The organism is Vibrio sp. JZG10 (genome assembly GCF_054064075.1).
Window position 1 is genome coordinate 246,171 of record NZ_JBSUGE010000002.1, and the last position, 15,298, is coordinate 261,468.

The window sequence follows — 15,298 nt, forward strand, 5'->3', positions numbered from 1 at the left end:
AAAAGCAGACCAAGATTGATACAGCTATCATTTTAAGTGCTTGCCGTCACCATTTAGCTGTAATGGTCACCACATCATGCTGATATCCAAAGCAATCGGGGTTGTTTTACATGATCACCAGTTGCTCGACTTCAATTTCTGGCTTATTTCCGCCTTCAAATTCGCCAAACAGACGGACTTTAGTCGTGTGATCAATCGGAGAGTTTAGTCGGATATCGTCATCCAGTTCGACCATGACTTCACCGGAACCATCGGTAAAGACAAACTTATCCGCGCGAACTTGACGTAATAAGTTACCTTCAACGACTACATCTTTTTCAGTAAACATATTGGAGTCGTTTAGCAAGGCGTCCAATTTTTCCACAGTGACAGGACCATTAAACTGCAAGTTTGATTGGTTTTGAGCGTGATCTTTCGCGAACGCGATAGAAGGAGCAATAACTAAGGCGGCGATTGTTGCGATAATTGTATTCTTTTTCATGTTACATCCTCATCGGTTTGTTTTGATGGGTTCATTAAAACAGAGCTTGTTTGAACCAATGATGATTTCAACATTCATATTCTATTCATTTGCTTGAGTAAGTGGGGACGATGACGTTATGATTGTTCATCTTCCTCTATTCCTTACAAATGTTCATGAAATCAGCGATCCCATCTTTAATGGTTCAAGGCACCACTTCGGATGCCGGAAAAAGTGTCCTTGTGGCAGGTTTATGCCGTGTATTAGCGAGAAAAGGGATAAACGTTGCCCCATTTAAGCCACAAAACATGGCACTAAATAGTGCGGTAACCAAAGATGGCGGTGAAATAGGTCGAGCTCAGGCAGTTCAGGCACAGGCGTGTAATATTGAGCCAACCGTGCATATGAATCCGGTTTTGATTAAACCTAACAGTGATACAGGTGCTCAGATCATTTTGCAGGGCAAGGCGCTTTCAAATATGGATGCGGCTGGCTTTCATGATTACAAGAAAGTTGCGATGGATACGGTGTTAGATTCCTTCTCTCGTCTGACTCAAGAATTTGATTCGATCATGATCGAGGGTGCAGGGAGTCCTGCTGAAATCAATTTACGTGAAGGCGATATCGCGAACATGGGCTTTGCGGAGGCCGCTGATGTTCCGGTGATCATTGTTGCTGATATTGATCGTGGTGGTGTATTTGCGCATTTGTACGGAACACTCGCGTTACTTTCTGAATCTGAACAAGCGCGAGTAAAAGGATTTGTTATCAACCGTTTTCGAGGTGATATTCGTTTATTGCAATCGGGCCTCGACTGGTTAGAAGAAAAAACAGGCAAACCTGTACTCGGCGTGCTTCCTTTTCTTCATGGTTTGAATTTAGAAGCAGAAGACGCGATCACCGCGCAGCAAGAGTTGCACTCTGAGGTAAAACTGAATGTCGTTGTGCCTGTTTTAACCCGGATTAGTAATCATACTGATTTTGATGTGTTGCGATTGAATCCCGACATCAATCTACGTTATGTAGGCAAAGGCGAGAAAATAGATAAAGCCGACCTTGTTATTTTGCCTGGGACCAAATCAGTTAGAGACGACTTAGAGTATCTAAGAAGCCAAGGGTGGGATAAAGATATCTTACGTCATATTCGTCTTGGTGGAAAAGTGATTGGTATCTGCGGTGGCTACCAGATGCTTGGAAACTTGATTGATGACCCAAATGGCGTCGAAGGCCAGCCGGGTCAAAGCGAAGGGCTTGGCTTACTAGACATCACCACGACGCTAACTAACAGCAAACAGCTTACAAATACACAAGCGCAGCTTTCTCTTAATGGCAAAACAGCCAATGTAAAGGGTTATGAAATCCACGTAGGACAAAGTGAAGTGCAGGGCGTTCAACCTCTTACATTGAGTACCGGTGAAGCAGAGGGGGCTATCAGCAAGTGTGGCCAAATCATGGGGACCTACCTTCACGGGTACTTTGATGAGGCAGATGTCTTAAGCCTGGTGTCAGAGTGGGTAAACGGCACTCAAATCAAACAACAAGACTTTGAAGAGTTAAAGGAGCAAGGAATTAATCGTATTGCAGATGCGATAGAACAACATATGAACCTTGATTTTTTGTTTAAATAGCACATTAACTGATTGAACTTTCTACCCAAATAACCAGTTCTTTCGCTTGCCTTGTATTGGAGTTTCTCTATGAAAGCATGGAAAACGCATGCTTGCCTCGCGGCAATATTAAGCATTTCATTTTCAGCTAACGCAGCTACGAACCTCAAAGTGTATGCGGCGTCTTCGATGACGAATGCGATCGACGAAATCGCACAAAACTTTGAAGAAAAGTATGACGTTTCTATCACTCCCGTTTATGGTGGTTCTTCTTCTATCGCTCGACAAATTATCAACGGCGCACCAGCGGATATATTTATTTCTGCGAATACAAAATGGATGGATTATTTGGTCGATAAAGACGTTATTTCTCGTGACAATGTCACAAGCTTGGTGCGCAATAGCTTAGTGTTGATTGCGCCTCAGTCTTCAGAATTAACCTCATTTAACTTCTCTGATGCAACAGCATGGGAAAAGGCATTGCATGGAAATCGCCTTGCGTTAGGCAATCCGACGTCAGTGCCTGCTGGTATGTACGCGAAAGAATCACTGACTACACTGGGTGTATGGAAAGAGATTCAAACTCAAATCGCACCAGCAAAGAATGTGCGCCTAGCTTTGGCGTTGGTTGAACGTGGAGAAGCACCTTTAGGCGTGGTCTACAAAACCGATGCGCAGTTAACCGACAAAGTCAAAATTGTCGGTGAATTTACGAGTGATACGCATGCGGCTATTGTTTATCCGGCTGCGGTTGTGAATGATTCTACTGAGTCCGAGCAGTTCTTCCAATACCTAAAATCGGACGAAGCCGCACGCGTTTTTGCTCAATATGGCTTTCAGCAATAAACCGGCTTTCAATCATAGGGACGAAGCGTGACAGAACTGGAATATCAAGCCTTAATGTTAAGCCTCAAAGTGGGCGCGTACGCAGTACTTTGGCTCATTCCTCTCGGCGTTTTTCTTGCTTGGCTACTTTCTCGAAAAACGTTCTTCGGTAAATCGATTCTCGATAGCTTAATTCATTTACCACTGGTATTGCCGCCGGTGGTTATCGGCTATTTGTTGTTGATTTCTCTTGGGCGGCAAGGGTTTCTTGGCAAGTGGCTCTATGAACATGTAGGGCTAGTCTTTAGCTTTAATTGGAAAGGAGCAGTAGTCGCTTGTATTGTGGTGGCCTTGCCTTTGATGGTTCGGTCTGTGCGGTTAAGTTTAGAGAACGTTGACCCTAAACTGGAACATGCCGCGTCAACGTTAGGCGCTTCTCCTTTAAAAGTTTTTCTCACCATTACGTTACCACTGACCATTCCCGGAATTATTACTGGGACGATGCTGTCCTTTGCTCGTAGTCTTGGTGAGTTCGGGGCGACGATCAGTTTCGTCTCTAACATTCCGGGAGAGACCCAAACGATTCCACTGGCAATGTACAACTTTATTGAAACGCCAGGTGCGGAAATGCAGGCGGCTCGACTATGTATCATTTCTATCGCGCTAGCTTTGTCTACATTAATGATCTCTGAATGGTTAAATCGTAAAGCGGCAAGTCGATTGGGTGCGAAGTAATGACGATTAAAGTTCAATTTAAACAAATGCTTGGTGATACTGACTTCGATATTAAACTTGAGTTACCTTGTAACGGAATTAGCGCTTTGTTTGGGCGATCTGGTGCGGGAAAAACCACGTTAATTAATATCATCAGCGGATTAGTTGCACCAAAGCAGGGACATGTTGCGATTGGTGATCACGTTTTGTTTGATAGTGAAATGGGGATCAACTTACCAACACACAAGCGCGGCATTGGTTACGTGTTTCAGGACTCGCGTTTATTTCCTCACTATTCGGTTCAAGGCAACTTGTTGTATAGCGTTAAAGAAAAAGATGACGAGTACTTTGATGCAGTCACCGAACTCTTGTCTATCAAACCGTTACTAAAGCGCTTCCCGATCTCACTGTCTGGTGGTGAAAAGCAACGTGTTGCGATTGCGCGCGCATTACTATCAAAACCCAACTTGCTTTTGATGGATGAACCACTTGCGTCGCTTGATATGCCGAGAAAACGTGAGGTGATGCCATTTCTAGAGGAATTGTCGGATAAGGTTAATATTCCGATTATCTATGTCACGCATAGCCTGCAGGAGATCTTAAGGCTCGCTCAACACCTCGCTATTATCGATCAAGGTAGAATTACGAGTTCAGGTAAGCTTGAAGACGTGTGGGCTTCTCATGCTATGCGTCCATGGCAGTCTTTCTCGGATCAAAGCAGCTTATTTGAAGGCCGAATTGCTGAGCATCATGAGCGCTATGCGCTGACTTGTGTCAGCCTTGCACCTAATGCATCACTATGGGTGCAAAAGATTGATGGTGAGCCAGAGACGCCAATTCGCTTACAAGTGCGAGCCAACGACGTTTCTATTACGCTAGAGCAACCTAAGGCGACTTCTATTCGAAATATCCTGCCTGCGACGGTCGATTCAATCGAGGTGTTTAACGCGGCTGATGATAAACAGAGTATTAATGTATCGTTAAAGCTAGATGAGGGATGTTATTTGTGGGCAACGATAACACCTTGGGCGCTTGATGATCTCGACTTAAAGGCCGGTGATAGTGTATTCGCACAAATTAAAGGTGTCAGTGTCACGCAAAAAGACGTGGCATTAGCGTCGCATTAATCATTTAAAGCTACGCACGCTTAATGATCAAAAAAGGCCGCAAACGCGGCCTTTATTTTGTCGGAAAAACGTTATTTTGCGAACACTTCTTTGAATTCGCGTTTAAGAAGTGGGTCGCGACGTGCTTTCTTAAGTTGCTTAACCATGTCTTTCACGCAGTTGTGAAGCACATTATCAAGTAATTGAGCGCGGTATTCTTCTTTATCTTCATCTGTCATGTTTTCTGGCAGATTAAGAGTAGGGAATTCTTCCATCACGTTGATACCAGCAAATGCTTGGCCAACAGAAACTAGAGCATGAAATTGCTCGAAGTTATCTAGAATGTTCTGAGCACTTGCAGGCATTTCGTCCCAAGACTCACGCACTGCTTCTTCAGACACTTCATGGATAGAGGTAACCATTTCGAACATTTGCTCTGGAACTTCGTCAAACTCAATAACTTTACGTAGTTCAGGAGAAATGGTTGCTAGATCGATTTTTTTGCTTTCGCTGTTAGTTGCTTCTGACATGGTGTGTCTCTCATTACAAAAAGGCGGGAATATTAATACCAAATGCATCAAATAGCTATACCCATGTGTCCGTAAGATGACCAGAACACGTGAGTTTGTTGAACTAACGTTCGTTGGTCATGTTTTGGTAGGGCAATTCTCAGTGTAATCGTTATAGACAATTGATTCCGTGATATTTAAACAAAAATATAGCACTTAATTATGAGTCGAATGCAACAACTCTATGAGTATGGTATATGTTTAATAAAGACAAAATAAGAAATGGAACGCGTTATGCAACCGACAGGGACATCAATGCGAATCCTCCTGGTTGACGATGTTCAGCTAGATAGGATGCAGTTGGCTATTCGTCTTAAGCAACTTGGACATATTGTAAAAGCGGTGGGTAGTGGGCTAGAAGCACTAAACACCTACGAGAGTTTTGATCCTGAACTGGTATTACTCGATATATCGATGCCAGATATGAACGGTTTTGAAGTCTCTCTTCATATCAGAGAAACCTTTCCCGACTGGATCCCAATAATTTTCCTGAGCAGTCACGAAGAGCCAGAAATGATTGCAAAAGCCATAGAGGCCGGCGGTGATGATTATTTAATTAAACCCGTAGATAAACTCGTACTGAACTCTAAGCTTATCGCAATGCAGCGTATTGCCCATATGAGACGAGAGCTTAAACAAGCGACAGCTCAGTTGGAGAAAGTGAATCAACTTTTGACCCAGCAAGCGAATGAAGATGGCTTAACCAAACTCTATAACCGTCGTTATATCGATCATAAGTTAGAATCGATGGTTGCATGGCATGGCCGTCACAACATGCCAATGGCTTTGATTTTATTGGACGTCGATTTTTTCAAACCGTTTAATGATAATTACGGTCATATAGAAGGAGATCGTTGCTTGCAAGCCATTGCGAACCAACTTAAAGCAACATTTTGTCGCTCTGGCGAATACGTAGGGCGTTATGGCGGAGAAGAGTTTGTGGTGTTACTGGGTTGCACAGACGCCCAAACCGCAGAGAGAGAAGCAGAACGTATACAAGAGGCCATGTATTTTCTGGATTACCCACATGAGTATTCTAGCGTGTCCAATAGGGTGACAGTGTCACAGGGTGTTTTTGTTTTTCAACCAACGGGAAAAGAGCAGCAGTCTGATTTGTATGCGACGGTGGATAGAGCGCTGTATACCTCAAAGTCTTTAGGAAGAAATACACATACGGTGGTAAATGCAAGTTGAAACAAGCTGTTATCAATAGTTACGCCTTAGCTACACTGTCACTTTTTTCATTATGTTCTAAGGCTAATTCGATTCAAGATCAGATACAAAAAGAGTATGAAAGGAACTTTGCTATTGGGATCGTTCTGTCAGATAGCGATGTCTTTACGGTAGGATTTCATGATTTCGATCCGAACGAATACTTCAACATAGATAACGAAGACATTGGTACTCAAGATTCGGTTGATCTCAGAAAGAAGATCGCTGTATCAACGCTACCATTTAGTTCTGATTTGTTTGAACAAGAGGGAATACAAACTCACTACCTATTAAATGGCCGAGTTTATGCCTTAAGTACAGAGCAAGATGTGTATGTAGACCAAAAAGGACAGATTCCAGATAAAAGTAAAGAGTTAGTCATGGGCGGATATATTGAGTTTGCTGGAGAAAAACACCTCACAGACAAACTAACGCTTAGCGGCGCAATCGGCTCACACTTAATGTACTATCAAAACGATTATAGTTATCGTAGTAATGCACTGAATGACCTAAAACCATTTCTAGAAGGTGTATACCTAAACACCAGTGCTTGGGCCGTTGTTGGAGAAGTCAACACAAAGCTCAAATACCTAGAGCATGAATCGTGGGGGAAATGGTACCTCTGGTCGGCTCCTCACTATTTTTATGGCACTGGCTGGGGTAAAGCAAATAATGGTGATATTGGCAATCCGGAAGGCTGGTATTGGGTCAATGGAATAAAGGTGTTTTATGATTTTACCCACATCGGAGATACTGTGCAGTCAGTGTATTCGAGCTTCAATCGAGTTGATATTGGTGGTGATACAAGAAAACCCATGAATACTGTACACTACTACGAAGCTAGTGTTGGATGGTTAATGACACCACCATTTGACTCCGATTGGATAGATAATATTGGGATCGGATTAACGATCAATTATGGCAGTGCGTTAAAAGGAGGAAGCTTAATCTTGTTCTTTAATCAAGATTAGTCAGCTAACTTTCGCTCTGGGGGATTAATGAAGCCTCACGCAATTGCGTCCAGCTTTTTTCGCTTTGTAAAGCGCTTCGTCCGCTAACTTAATCACGTCCTGAGGTGCTTGCCCGTTTTTGCTGTCGGCCGCTCCGAAACTTGCGGTAACAAAGACCGACTTTCTCCTCGAACTGTCGTTACCACGCTTTTTTTGACCTTGTTTATGGTTATCTGGGCGGGATTCTTCATCACGTAAAATCATCTCATACTCTGCAATGGATTTACGTGCTTCTTCTAAAAACTCTTTACACTCATCTGCGTACTTGCCTTTAAAGACGATGGTAAATTCTTCTCCGCCAAATCGATATACTTTTGCGCCACCGGGAGTTTTAGTTAGACGCGAAGCGACCATTTTTAATACGTCATCACCCGTATCGTGACCGTAGGTATCGTTAAACTTTTTAAAGTGGTCAACATCAAGCATTGCGATCGTGAACTTTTTGCCCATGTGTTTTAAGTCAAGGTCGAGTGCGCGCCTACTCGGGATCCGCGTTAAGCTATCTGTGAAAGCCAATTGATGGCTGGCAGAGGCAGCATAAATAATGATAAGCAACCCCGTTAGCGTAAACATGGTGCTAGATATGTATTGCACATCAAAGAAAATGAACGTCGCGGACGCCAGCACCATTGCAGAGTAGGTCATCGCATGGATGATTTCATTCTTCTTTAAAACAAGAATACCGAGGAAGCAGACAATACCCACACAATATAAAACTAGAATAAAAGGCAGTTTAGAAACCGTAGGTACGATAAATAAAATGCCGCTTGTCCATTGTTCAAACCCACCTTCAACGTAATACGCTAACGTAAGGTAAGACCAAAGAACGAACATCGTTAACATCAAGAGGTAAGTAAACATGGCTCTTGAGTCGAAACCGTCTTTACTAAACAAAAATACCGCAAGAAAAGAAACAGGAAGTAGCGTGGCTAAAATGGTCAGCTCAAGTAAGGCTGTACCACTTTGAAGTGGGACTTGTAGCCTGTGCTGTATCACGAAATAGGCCAGTAACATCGCTAAGCACACCATTGACTCCCGACCTTGCTTAAATGAATAGCAAAGGAGCAGTGCACAGCCTAACAGTATGTACGGCAAATTTGCGGCAATACCCCAGTTTGACTGAGTCATCTGAATGATGTTGTTCATGCTCGAACTCACTAATCCCAGCAACATAAATGGGAAAAGGAACCTAAAGCCTGATGAAGTCATTGATGATGAGGACATCTATTACAAATTGCCTGAAAATAGTTGATTATATAATTGGTTAGGTTAAGTGTTTCATCAATATAGATATTAATCTGCTATCGATTTTCTTTCTTCGAGAACTAGCAAGAATACGTCTATTTGCTCATTTTCCCAAGTATTTTGGGAGACATTACGACAAAAAGAGAGAGATTGATTAAATTAAGAGCAATCAATAAGTTGTTATAAACAAGTCGTTGCTATACTTGTTTTCATAGAACAAGGGAGATTTGCCAATGCAGATAAGTTCAGATGTGCATAACTACATGGAAACACTTGTTGGACAAGTGCTCAGTTTGCCTCAGTTTGTAGAGCAGTATGACAACGAGCAGCTCGCAGATATTGCGTGCCTTGCACTTATTCAGCTTAAACCTGTCTATATTCGTCATGATATTGATTTTCTATCTTCGCTTCCGGAACAAAAGCTCACCCAATTTAAGCAAAGTGCAGATATCGCGGTGAAAAACGCGGCAGAAATGGTGAAAGAAGACCGGCGTAAAAACCGAGATCATGATGTACCTGTAATTTTTACCCATACCAGTTATGATGAAGACAAAGAATTGGACTGGTATGAAAAACCAATCCTCAATGTCAATATTAAGTGATACAAGCTTAATCTATCGATGAGCTTACCCAAGGAGGAACCGTGGGATTTTTTTCGCGTTTGTTTGGTGGTAGTGAAAAAACTGCTGAAGTAAAAACTGTGGAACCAGTTGAGTACAAAGGTTTCCTTATTTACCAAGAGAGCCTTTCAGAGGGTGGGCAATACCGCATTGCCGGTCGAATAGAAAAGCAATACGACGATGAAGTGAAAACTCATCGATTTATTCGTTCAGATTTGCTCGGCTCGGAACAAGATGCCAATGAACTTATGTTGAAGAAATCTCAAATGTTTATCGATCAAATGGGCGATAAAATCTTCGACTAACAATTCACCGCAACTTGATTCCAATCATCTTAAAAAGAGCCATTAGTGTATATGCTGATGGCTCTTTCTTTTTTAGAGCTTAAATGTTTGTTAAGTCAGCATTTAATTATGATCTGGTTAGACCTCAGTCTAGTAAGGCATGGCGTTGTTATTTTTCGTGCTCAGAGCGACAATCATTCATTACTTAGCGTTATATGTAATGAAATTTAGTATTTAAATTACAAAACACTTGAAGTAATGAGACGCGTTCGATACAAACAGAATAATAACAGGGCTGTTAGTCAAGGTGTTATTGTGCAAATGGGTGGCCCCAAACACCATCTTTCGTTTGCAATTGTCTTGCGTGGTAAACAGATAGAAATAAAAAAGAGTTAGAGTAGAGCGACGCTCTGTTTTGGGACTAATTTATTGATATGTATACAAGGAGTATGCGTTTTGCAAATCGGTGTACCTAAAGAGATACTTGCGGGTGAATCGCGAGTAGCTGCATCGCCGAAGTCGGTTGAGCAGTTAATAAAGTTGGGATTCGATATCGCGATTGAATCTCAAGCGGGGGTGCTTGCGAGTTTCGATGATGCTGCTTATGAAGCTGCTGGTGCGAAAATCGTTTCTAGTGAAGAAGTTTGGGCATCTGGTCTTATTCTAAAAGTTAATGCGCCAATCGTAGATGAAGAACAAGGCATTGACGAAATCGCACTACTACAAGATGGTGCAACACTTGTTAGCTTTATTTGGCCTGCTCAAAACGCAGAGTTGATGGAACAACTTTCAAGTAAGAACATTAACGTTCTTGCCATGGATTCTGTTCCTCGTATCTCTCGTGCACAAGCCTTAGACGCGCTCTCTTCGATGGCTAACATCGCTGGGTATCGTGCGGTTGTTGAAGCAGCTCATGAGTTTGGTCGTTTCTTTACAGGTCAAATCACGGCTGCCGGTAAAGTACCACCAGCGAAAGTATTGGTCGCTGGTGCGGGTGTGGCAGGTTTGGCTGCAATCGGTGCTGCGGGTAGCCTAGGGGCTATTGTTCGTGCATTTGACGTTCGCCCAGAAGTAAAAGAACAAGTTGAGTCCATGGGAGCAGAGTTCCTGACCGTGGATTTCCAAGAAGACTCTGGTTCTGGTGACGGCTACGCAAAAGAAATGTCCGATGACTTCAACAAAAAAGCGGCAGAGTTATACGCAGAGCAAGCTAAAGATGTTGATATCATCATTACAACGGCACTAATCCCTGGCAAACCTGCTCCGAAGCTGATCACCAAGGAAATGGTCGACAGCATGAAAGCGGGCAGTGTCATTGTTGACTTGGCAGCTGCTAATGGCGGTAACTGTGAATACACAGTGAAAGACCAAGTTATCATGACAGATAATGGCGTAAAAATTGTTGGTTACACTGACATGGTCGGCCGTTTGCCAACGCAATCTTCTCAACTTTACGCGACAAACCTTGTTAACCTTCTAAAACTGCTGTGTAAAGAAAAAGACGGTAACATCAATATTGATTTCGAAGATGTTGTTATCCGTGGTGTCACCGTGGTTAAAGAAGGTGAAATTACATGGCCTGCACCACCAATTCAGGTTTCCGCTCAGCCGCAAGTGAAACAAGAGCAACCTGCGAAACCAGAGCCTAAAGTAGAAGAACCTACCTCTCCAACGAAGAAAATTATTGGTGTAGCCGCGGCAGTAGGTGCTTTTGCTTGGATTGCATCGGTTGCGCCGGCAGCGTTCCTTTCTCACTTTACTGTATTTGTTTTAGCTTGTGTTGTCGGCTACTACGTGGTTTGGAATGTTACTCATGCACTTCATACTCCGCTTATGTCGGTAACGAATGCTATCTCCGGCATTATTGTGGTTGGTGCATTACTGCAAATTGGGCAAGGTAATGGGGTCGTTTCATTCCTATCCTTTATTGCTGTATTGATCGCCAGCATCAATATCTTCGGTGGTTTCACCGTCACCAAGCGTATGCTTGAAATGTTCCGCAAAGATAAATAGGAGTTACAATGTCTGCAGGATTAGTACAAGCAGCTTACATTGTTGCTGCATTATTTTTCATCATGAGTTTGGCGGGGCTTTCAAAGCAAGAGTCCGCTCGTAATGGTAACTACTATGGTATCGCAGGTATGACGATCGCGCTGATCGCGACGATCTTCAGCCCTGATGCTCAAGGCTTTGGGTGGATCATTATTGCGATGGCGATCGGTGGGGCGATCGGTATTTTCTATGCGAAGAAAGTAGAAATGACCGAAATGCCAGAACTGGTTGCGATACTGCACAGCTTTGTAGGTTTAGCTGCGGTTTTAGTTGGCTACAACAGTTACCTTGATGCGCCAGAAGCCGCAACTCATGCTGAACATGTTATCCACCTTGTAGAAGTATTCTTGGGTGTTTTCATTGGTGCCGTAACCTTCACGGGTTCAATTGTTGCATTTGGTAAGTTACGTGGTGTGATTTCTTCTTCGCCGCTTAACCTTCCTCACAAGCACAAAATGAACCTTGCAGCGGTTGTGATTTCTACGCTTCTTATGATCTACTTCGTAAAAGCAGATGGCAGCATGTTCGCTCTGATTGTGATGACACTGATTGCGTTCGCGTTCGGTTACCACTTAGTTGCTTCAATTGGTGGTGCTGATATGCCAGTTGTCGTTTCAATGCTGAACTCATATTCAGGTTGGGCAGCAGCAGCAGCAGGTTTCATGCTCGCAAATGATCTATTAATCGTAACAGGTGCGTTGGTTGGTTCTTCAGGTGCGATTCTTTCTTACATCATGTGTAAAGCCATGAACCGTTCGTTTATCAGTGTTATTGCTGGTGGCTTTGGTCAAGAGATTGTAATTTCAGGTGACGAAGAGCAGGGCGAACACCGCGAAACAACGGCAGAAGAAGTCGCTGAAATGCTGAAGAACTCAAAATCAGTAATCATCACTCCAGGATATGGTATGGCTGTAGCGCAAGCGCAGTATCCAGTGCATGAAATTACTGACGTACTTCGTTCAAAAGGTATTGAGGTTCGCTTTGGTATTCACCCAGTAGCAGGTCGTCTTCCGGGACATATGAACGTGTTACTTGCTGAAGCGAAAGTACCGTATGATATCGTTCTTGAAATGGATGAAATCAATGATGACTTCGCTGAAACAGATACAGTACTGGTTATCGGCGCTAACGATACGGTAAACCCAGCAGCTCTGGAAGATCCGAACAGCCCGATTGCTGGTATGCCTGTACTGGAGGTTTGGAACGCGAAAAATGTAGTGGTATTCAAGCGTTCAATGAATACTGGTTACGCAGGTGTACAGAACCCACTGTTCTTCAAAGAAAATACATCAATGCTATTTGGTGATGCGAAGGAAAGTGTCGAGTCTATTTTTAAAGCACTCTAACCATTCTTGATTTAAAACTATACAGGGTCAGCAATCGCTGGCCCTTTTTTGTTCCGTTTCAATGTTATAGTAATGCAAATCCTTCTGTTAGCAGATGTCAATTGCTTGTAGATTGATGTATAGTTTTGGCTAATGTAACAAGTGACGGTAACAGTTTGATTAAAAAGTTTTTGCTCGGTTTTGCAACTGTATTGCCGCTTTTTTCGGCACCTGCATTTTCCGATTCACTACCAGAAAGAATAGATACGTTTACAGAGCTATTTAATTATGAAGTAGCTCTTAAATCGTATGATATTCGTATTCTGCAATCAAATTATCCTACCAAGTTACTTGCGCCAGATTCGCTTCTGCCGCAAACGTCTGACTATCCGTTAAAAGATATACAACAGCTTTACAGCTTAGCGAATACTTGTCGTGGTAAATTGCCACTAAGTCCTTTAATTACTGAGCCGTTAGTATTTACAAGAGCTATCTGTAAAGGGACGCAACTGACACCACGTTGGTTTTCGCGTAGTGGGCTCATTCACCCAGGTGGTGGGACTTATGCTGCACGCTATGTGGATAAGTATCCAGAACTCAAACCCAAGCTTGCTCAATACATGCATATTAAAGAGCGTGACAATGAGGAAGGGGATGAGTTGTTAGAAAGCTTGAAAAACATGGACGACGACGCCATTAATGCTTTGATTGCAGGCGCGAGCATGTTTATCGAAGGTAACGAACTTTGGTTACGACGTGGTGACCGTTACTTTGTTTTCGAGAAAGATATCTGGGAAGAAAACGTTGCTAATGCGGGTTTGTCATACGCTCTAGCGTCTCAAAGCAAAAGTTGCTTTGTTAAACGAGGCAATATTTGTTGGGATGTAGAAGATCACTCACAAGTTTTGCGGATCAGTATGATCATACTGGTAATCGCAAATATTCTTCTAGTGATTGGTTGGGCTGTATACCGCTGGAATAGTAAGCGAGAAGAGCTCCGTAGTAGAATGCTTGTATTGCAAATTTTAACGCATGAGCTCAGAACACCGATTGCATCTCTATCACTGACGGTTGAGGGCTTTCGCCGAGAGTTCGAGCATCTACCTGAAAGCGTATATGACGAGTTCCGCAGATTGTGTGAAGATACACGTCGTTTGCGTCAATTGGCAGAAGCGAGTAAAGATTATTTGCAATCTGATAACCAAATGCTTGCAACAGACTGGGTTCCGTCTGTCGCAGACTGGTTAGAATTTAAGATCGAAGAAGAATTTGATAGTGCCGTGCTTTTCAACATCAATGAAGATGTGGCTGCTAAAGTTAATGTGTACTGGTTAGGAACTTGTATCGATAACTTGCTTCGTAATGCGCTTAAGTACGGTATTGCACCAGTTGAATTGGATGTTTCAACTAGTGAAGAAAAAATAGTATTCCAAGTCCGAGATGCTGGTGGCCTAACGGCTAAAGATTGGGCAAATTTGAAGAAACCGTTCGTCAGTAAGAGCGGGTTAGGACTTGGGTTAACAATCGTTGAATCTATGGTAGGCCGCATGGGCGGAAAAATGTCCCTGATGGGACCACCTACAACCTTTATATTGGAGATACCTTGTGAAACAGACACTGCTTCTCGTTGAGGACGATAAAAACTTGGCTGATGGCCTGTTAGTAAGCCTGGAACAAGCAGGATATGAGTGTTTACATGTGGAACGTATTGCAGACGTAGAACCACAATGGAAAAAAGCTGACTTGGTTATTCTCGATCGCCAACTCCCAGATGGTGACTCTGTACAATGTCTCCCAGAATGGAAACAGATTAAAGACGTACCAGTTATCTTGCTAACGGCACTTGTTACCGTAAAAGATAAAGTTGCAGGCCTTGATTCCGGCGCGAACGACTACTTAACGAAGCCTTTTGCTGAAGCGGAACTCTTTGCGAGAATCCGTGCACAGCTACGAGCACCGGATTCAGCAGAGCAAAGCAGCGCTGATAAAGTGATCACAAAAGACTTAGAAATTGATCGTTCAACTCGTGAAGTTACCTATAAAGATGAGCTAATTACGTTAACTCGTACAGAGTTTGATCTACTGCTATTTTTAGCGTCGAACTTAGGTCGCGTGTTTACTCGTGATGAGCTACTTGACCACGTTTGGGGTTATAATCACTTCCCTACAACACGTACTGTGGATACGCACGTATTGCAGCTTCGTCAAAAACTGCCAGGACTGGAAATTGAAACACTTCGCGGTGTTGGCTACAAGATGAAAGCATAAG

15 protein-coding genes are annotated in these 15,298 nt (G+C 43.0%); 12 read left to right on the plus strand and 3 right to left on the minus strand.

All coding sequences use genetic code 11. From position 1 onward, the window contains the following. Window positions 1–106: 106 nt before the first annotated feature. Window positions 107–481, minus strand: coding sequence for a YgiW/YdeI family stress tolerance OB fold protein (locus ACWYVB_RS03635; protein ID WP_457528021.1), 375 nt, complete (start codon window positions 479–481; stop codon window positions 107–109). 155 nt (window positions 482–636) lie between these two features. Here ACWYVB_RS03635 and ACWYVB_RS03640 point away from each other — a divergent pair, with 155 nt between their 5' ends. The 4 genes from ACWYVB_RS03640 (at window position 637) to modC (ending at window position 4,733) form a co-directional block, all read left to right on the plus strand. After that, complete coding sequence (locus ACWYVB_RS03640) at window positions 637–2,088, plus strand: cobyric acid synthase (protein ID WP_457528023.1); 1,452 nt, start codon at window positions 637–639, stop codon at window positions 2,086–2,088. A 69-nt stretch (window positions 2,089–2,157) separates the two neighbouring features. After that, the gene (modA, locus tag ACWYVB_RS03645; RefSeq protein WP_005394502.1) at window positions 2,158–2,913 is read left to right on the plus strand and encodes a molybdate ABC transporter substrate-binding protein; all 756 of its coding nucleotides are present in this window, start codon (window positions 2,158–2,160) and stop codon (window positions 2,911–2,913) included. Window positions 2,914–2,940: 27 nt separating this feature from the next. Continuing rightward, window positions 2,941–3,627 carry a molybdate ABC transporter permease subunit gene (modB, locus tag ACWYVB_RS03650; protein ID WP_005394498.1) on the plus strand — a complete coding sequence of 229 codons (687 nt, stop codon included), beginning with the start codon at window positions 2,941–2,943 and terminating at the stop codon, window positions 3,625–3,627. Then, window positions 3,627–4,733 (plus strand): molybdenum ABC transporter ATP-binding protein ModC, encoded by a 1,107-nt coding sequence (gene modC, locus ACWYVB_RS03655; protein ID WP_457528025.1) that lies wholly within the window; start codon window positions 3,627–3,629, stop codon window positions 4,731–4,733. Before modB ends, modC begins: the two co-directional genes overlap by 1 nt. Before the next feature lie 71 nt (window positions 4,734–4,804). Here the strand turns inward: modC and ACWYVB_RS03660 are convergent, their stop codons facing one another. Continuing rightward, the gene (locus ACWYVB_RS03660) at window positions 4,805–5,242 is read right to left on the minus strand and encodes a DUF3069 domain-containing protein (protein ID WP_005394495.1); all 438 of its coding nucleotides are present in this window, start codon (window positions 5,240–5,242) and stop codon (window positions 4,805–4,807) included. Window positions 5,243–5,515: 273 nt separating this feature from the next. On the opposite strand from ACWYVB_RS03660, the gene ACWYVB_RS03665 reads away from it, so the two are divergent. Then, on the plus strand, window positions 5,516–6,475 hold the full coding sequence (locus tag ACWYVB_RS03665; RefSeq protein ID WP_012842266.1) for a GGDEF domain-containing response regulator: 960 nt from the start codon (window positions 5,516–5,518) through the stop codon (window positions 6,473–6,475). Continuing rightward, the gene (locus ACWYVB_RS03670; protein WP_457528028.1) at window positions 6,472–7,464 is read left to right on the plus strand and encodes a Solitary outer membrane autotransporter beta-barrel domain; all 993 of its coding nucleotides are present in this window, start codon (window positions 6,472–6,474) and stop codon (window positions 7,462–7,464) included. Before ACWYVB_RS03665 ends, ACWYVB_RS03670 begins: the two co-directional genes overlap by 4 nt. Before the next feature lie 24 nt (window positions 7,465–7,488). Here ACWYVB_RS03670 and ACWYVB_RS03675 read toward each other — a convergent pair whose 3' ends face one another. Continuing rightward, entirely contained in the window at window positions 7,489–8,727 is a 1,239-nt protein-coding gene (locus tag ACWYVB_RS03675) for a GGDEF domain-containing protein (protein WP_048625059.1), read from the minus strand. 254 nt (window positions 8,728–8,981) lie between these two features. Between ACWYVB_RS03675 and ACWYVB_RS03680 the strand changes: the two genes are divergently transcribed. The 6 genes from ACWYVB_RS03680 to vxrB all read left to right on the plus strand — a co-directional run bounded on the left by ACWYVB_RS03680 (window position 8,982) and on the right by vxrB (window position 15,297). Next, window positions 8,982–9,350, plus strand: a complete 369-nt coding sequence (locus ACWYVB_RS03680) for a late competence development ComFB family protein (RefSeq protein WP_005394489.1) — start codon at window positions 8,982–8,984, stop codon at window positions 9,348–9,350. Window positions 9,351–9,391: 41 nt separating this feature from the next. Next, complete coding sequence (locus ACWYVB_RS03685) at window positions 9,392–9,673, plus strand: HlyU family transcriptional regulator (protein ID WP_005394488.1); 282 nt, start codon at window positions 9,392–9,394, stop codon at window positions 9,671–9,673. 435 nt (window positions 9,674–10,108) lie between these two features. Continuing rightward, complete coding sequence (locus tag ACWYVB_RS03690) at window positions 10,109–11,665, plus strand: Re/Si-specific NAD(P)(+) transhydrogenase subunit alpha (protein ID WP_005394487.1); 1,557 nt, start codon at window positions 10,109–10,111, stop codon at window positions 11,663–11,665. Between the two features lie 8 nt (window positions 11,666–11,673). Further along, window positions 11,674–13,050, plus strand: coding sequence for a Re/Si-specific NAD(P)(+) transhydrogenase subunit beta (pntB, locus tag ACWYVB_RS03695; RefSeq protein WP_005394484.1), 1,377 nt, complete (start codon window positions 11,674–11,676; stop codon window positions 13,048–13,050). Window positions 13,051–13,205: 155 nt separating this feature from the next. Then, complete coding sequence (vxrA, locus tag ACWYVB_RS03700; protein WP_005394482.1) at window positions 13,206–14,660, plus strand: sensor histidine kinase VxrA; 1,455 nt, start codon at window positions 13,206–13,208, stop codon at window positions 14,658–14,660. Beyond that, on the plus strand, window positions 14,635–15,297 hold the full coding sequence (gene vxrB / locus ACWYVB_RS03705) for a response regulator transcription factor VxrB (protein WP_005394480.1): 663 nt from the start codon (window positions 14,635–14,637) through the stop codon (window positions 15,295–15,297). The genes vxrA and vxrB overlap by 26 nt, the downstream gene beginning before the upstream one ends. The last annotated feature ends 1 nt before the right edge of the window (window position 15,298 follow it).

Coding starts and splice junctions, on each gene's coding strand:
- ACWYVB_RS03635 (WP_457528021.1), bottom strand. CDS start 481: ATGAAAAAGAATACAATTATCGCAACAATCGCCGCCTTAGTTATTGCT.
- ACWYVB_RS03640 (WP_457528023.1), top strand. CDS start 637: ATGAAATCAGCGATCCCATCTTTAATGGTTCAAGGCACCACTTCGGAT.
- modA (WP_005394502.1), top strand. CDS start 2,158: ATGAAAGCATGGAAAACGCATGCTTGCCTCGCGGCAATATTAAGCATT.
- modC (WP_457528025.1), top strand. CDS start 3,627: ATGACGATTAAAGTTCAATTTAAACAAATGCTTGGTGATACTGACTTC.
- ACWYVB_RS03660 (WP_005394495.1), bottom strand. CDS start 5,242: ATGTCAGAAGCAACTAACAGCGAAAGCAAAAAAATCGATCTAGCAACC.
- ACWYVB_RS03665 (WP_012842266.1), top strand. CDS start 5,516: ATGCAACCGACAGGGACATCAATGCGAATCCTCCTGGTTGACGATGTT.
- ACWYVB_RS03675 (WP_048625059.1), bottom strand. CDS start 8,727: ATGTCCTCATCATCAATGACTTCATCAGGCTTTAGGTTCCTTTTCCCA.
- ACWYVB_RS03680 (WP_005394489.1), top strand. CDS start 8,982: ATGCAGATAAGTTCAGATGTGCATAACTACATGGAAACACTTGTTGGA.
- pntB (WP_005394484.1), top strand. CDS start 11,674: ATGTCTGCAGGATTAGTACAAGCAGCTTACATTGTTGCTGCATTATTT.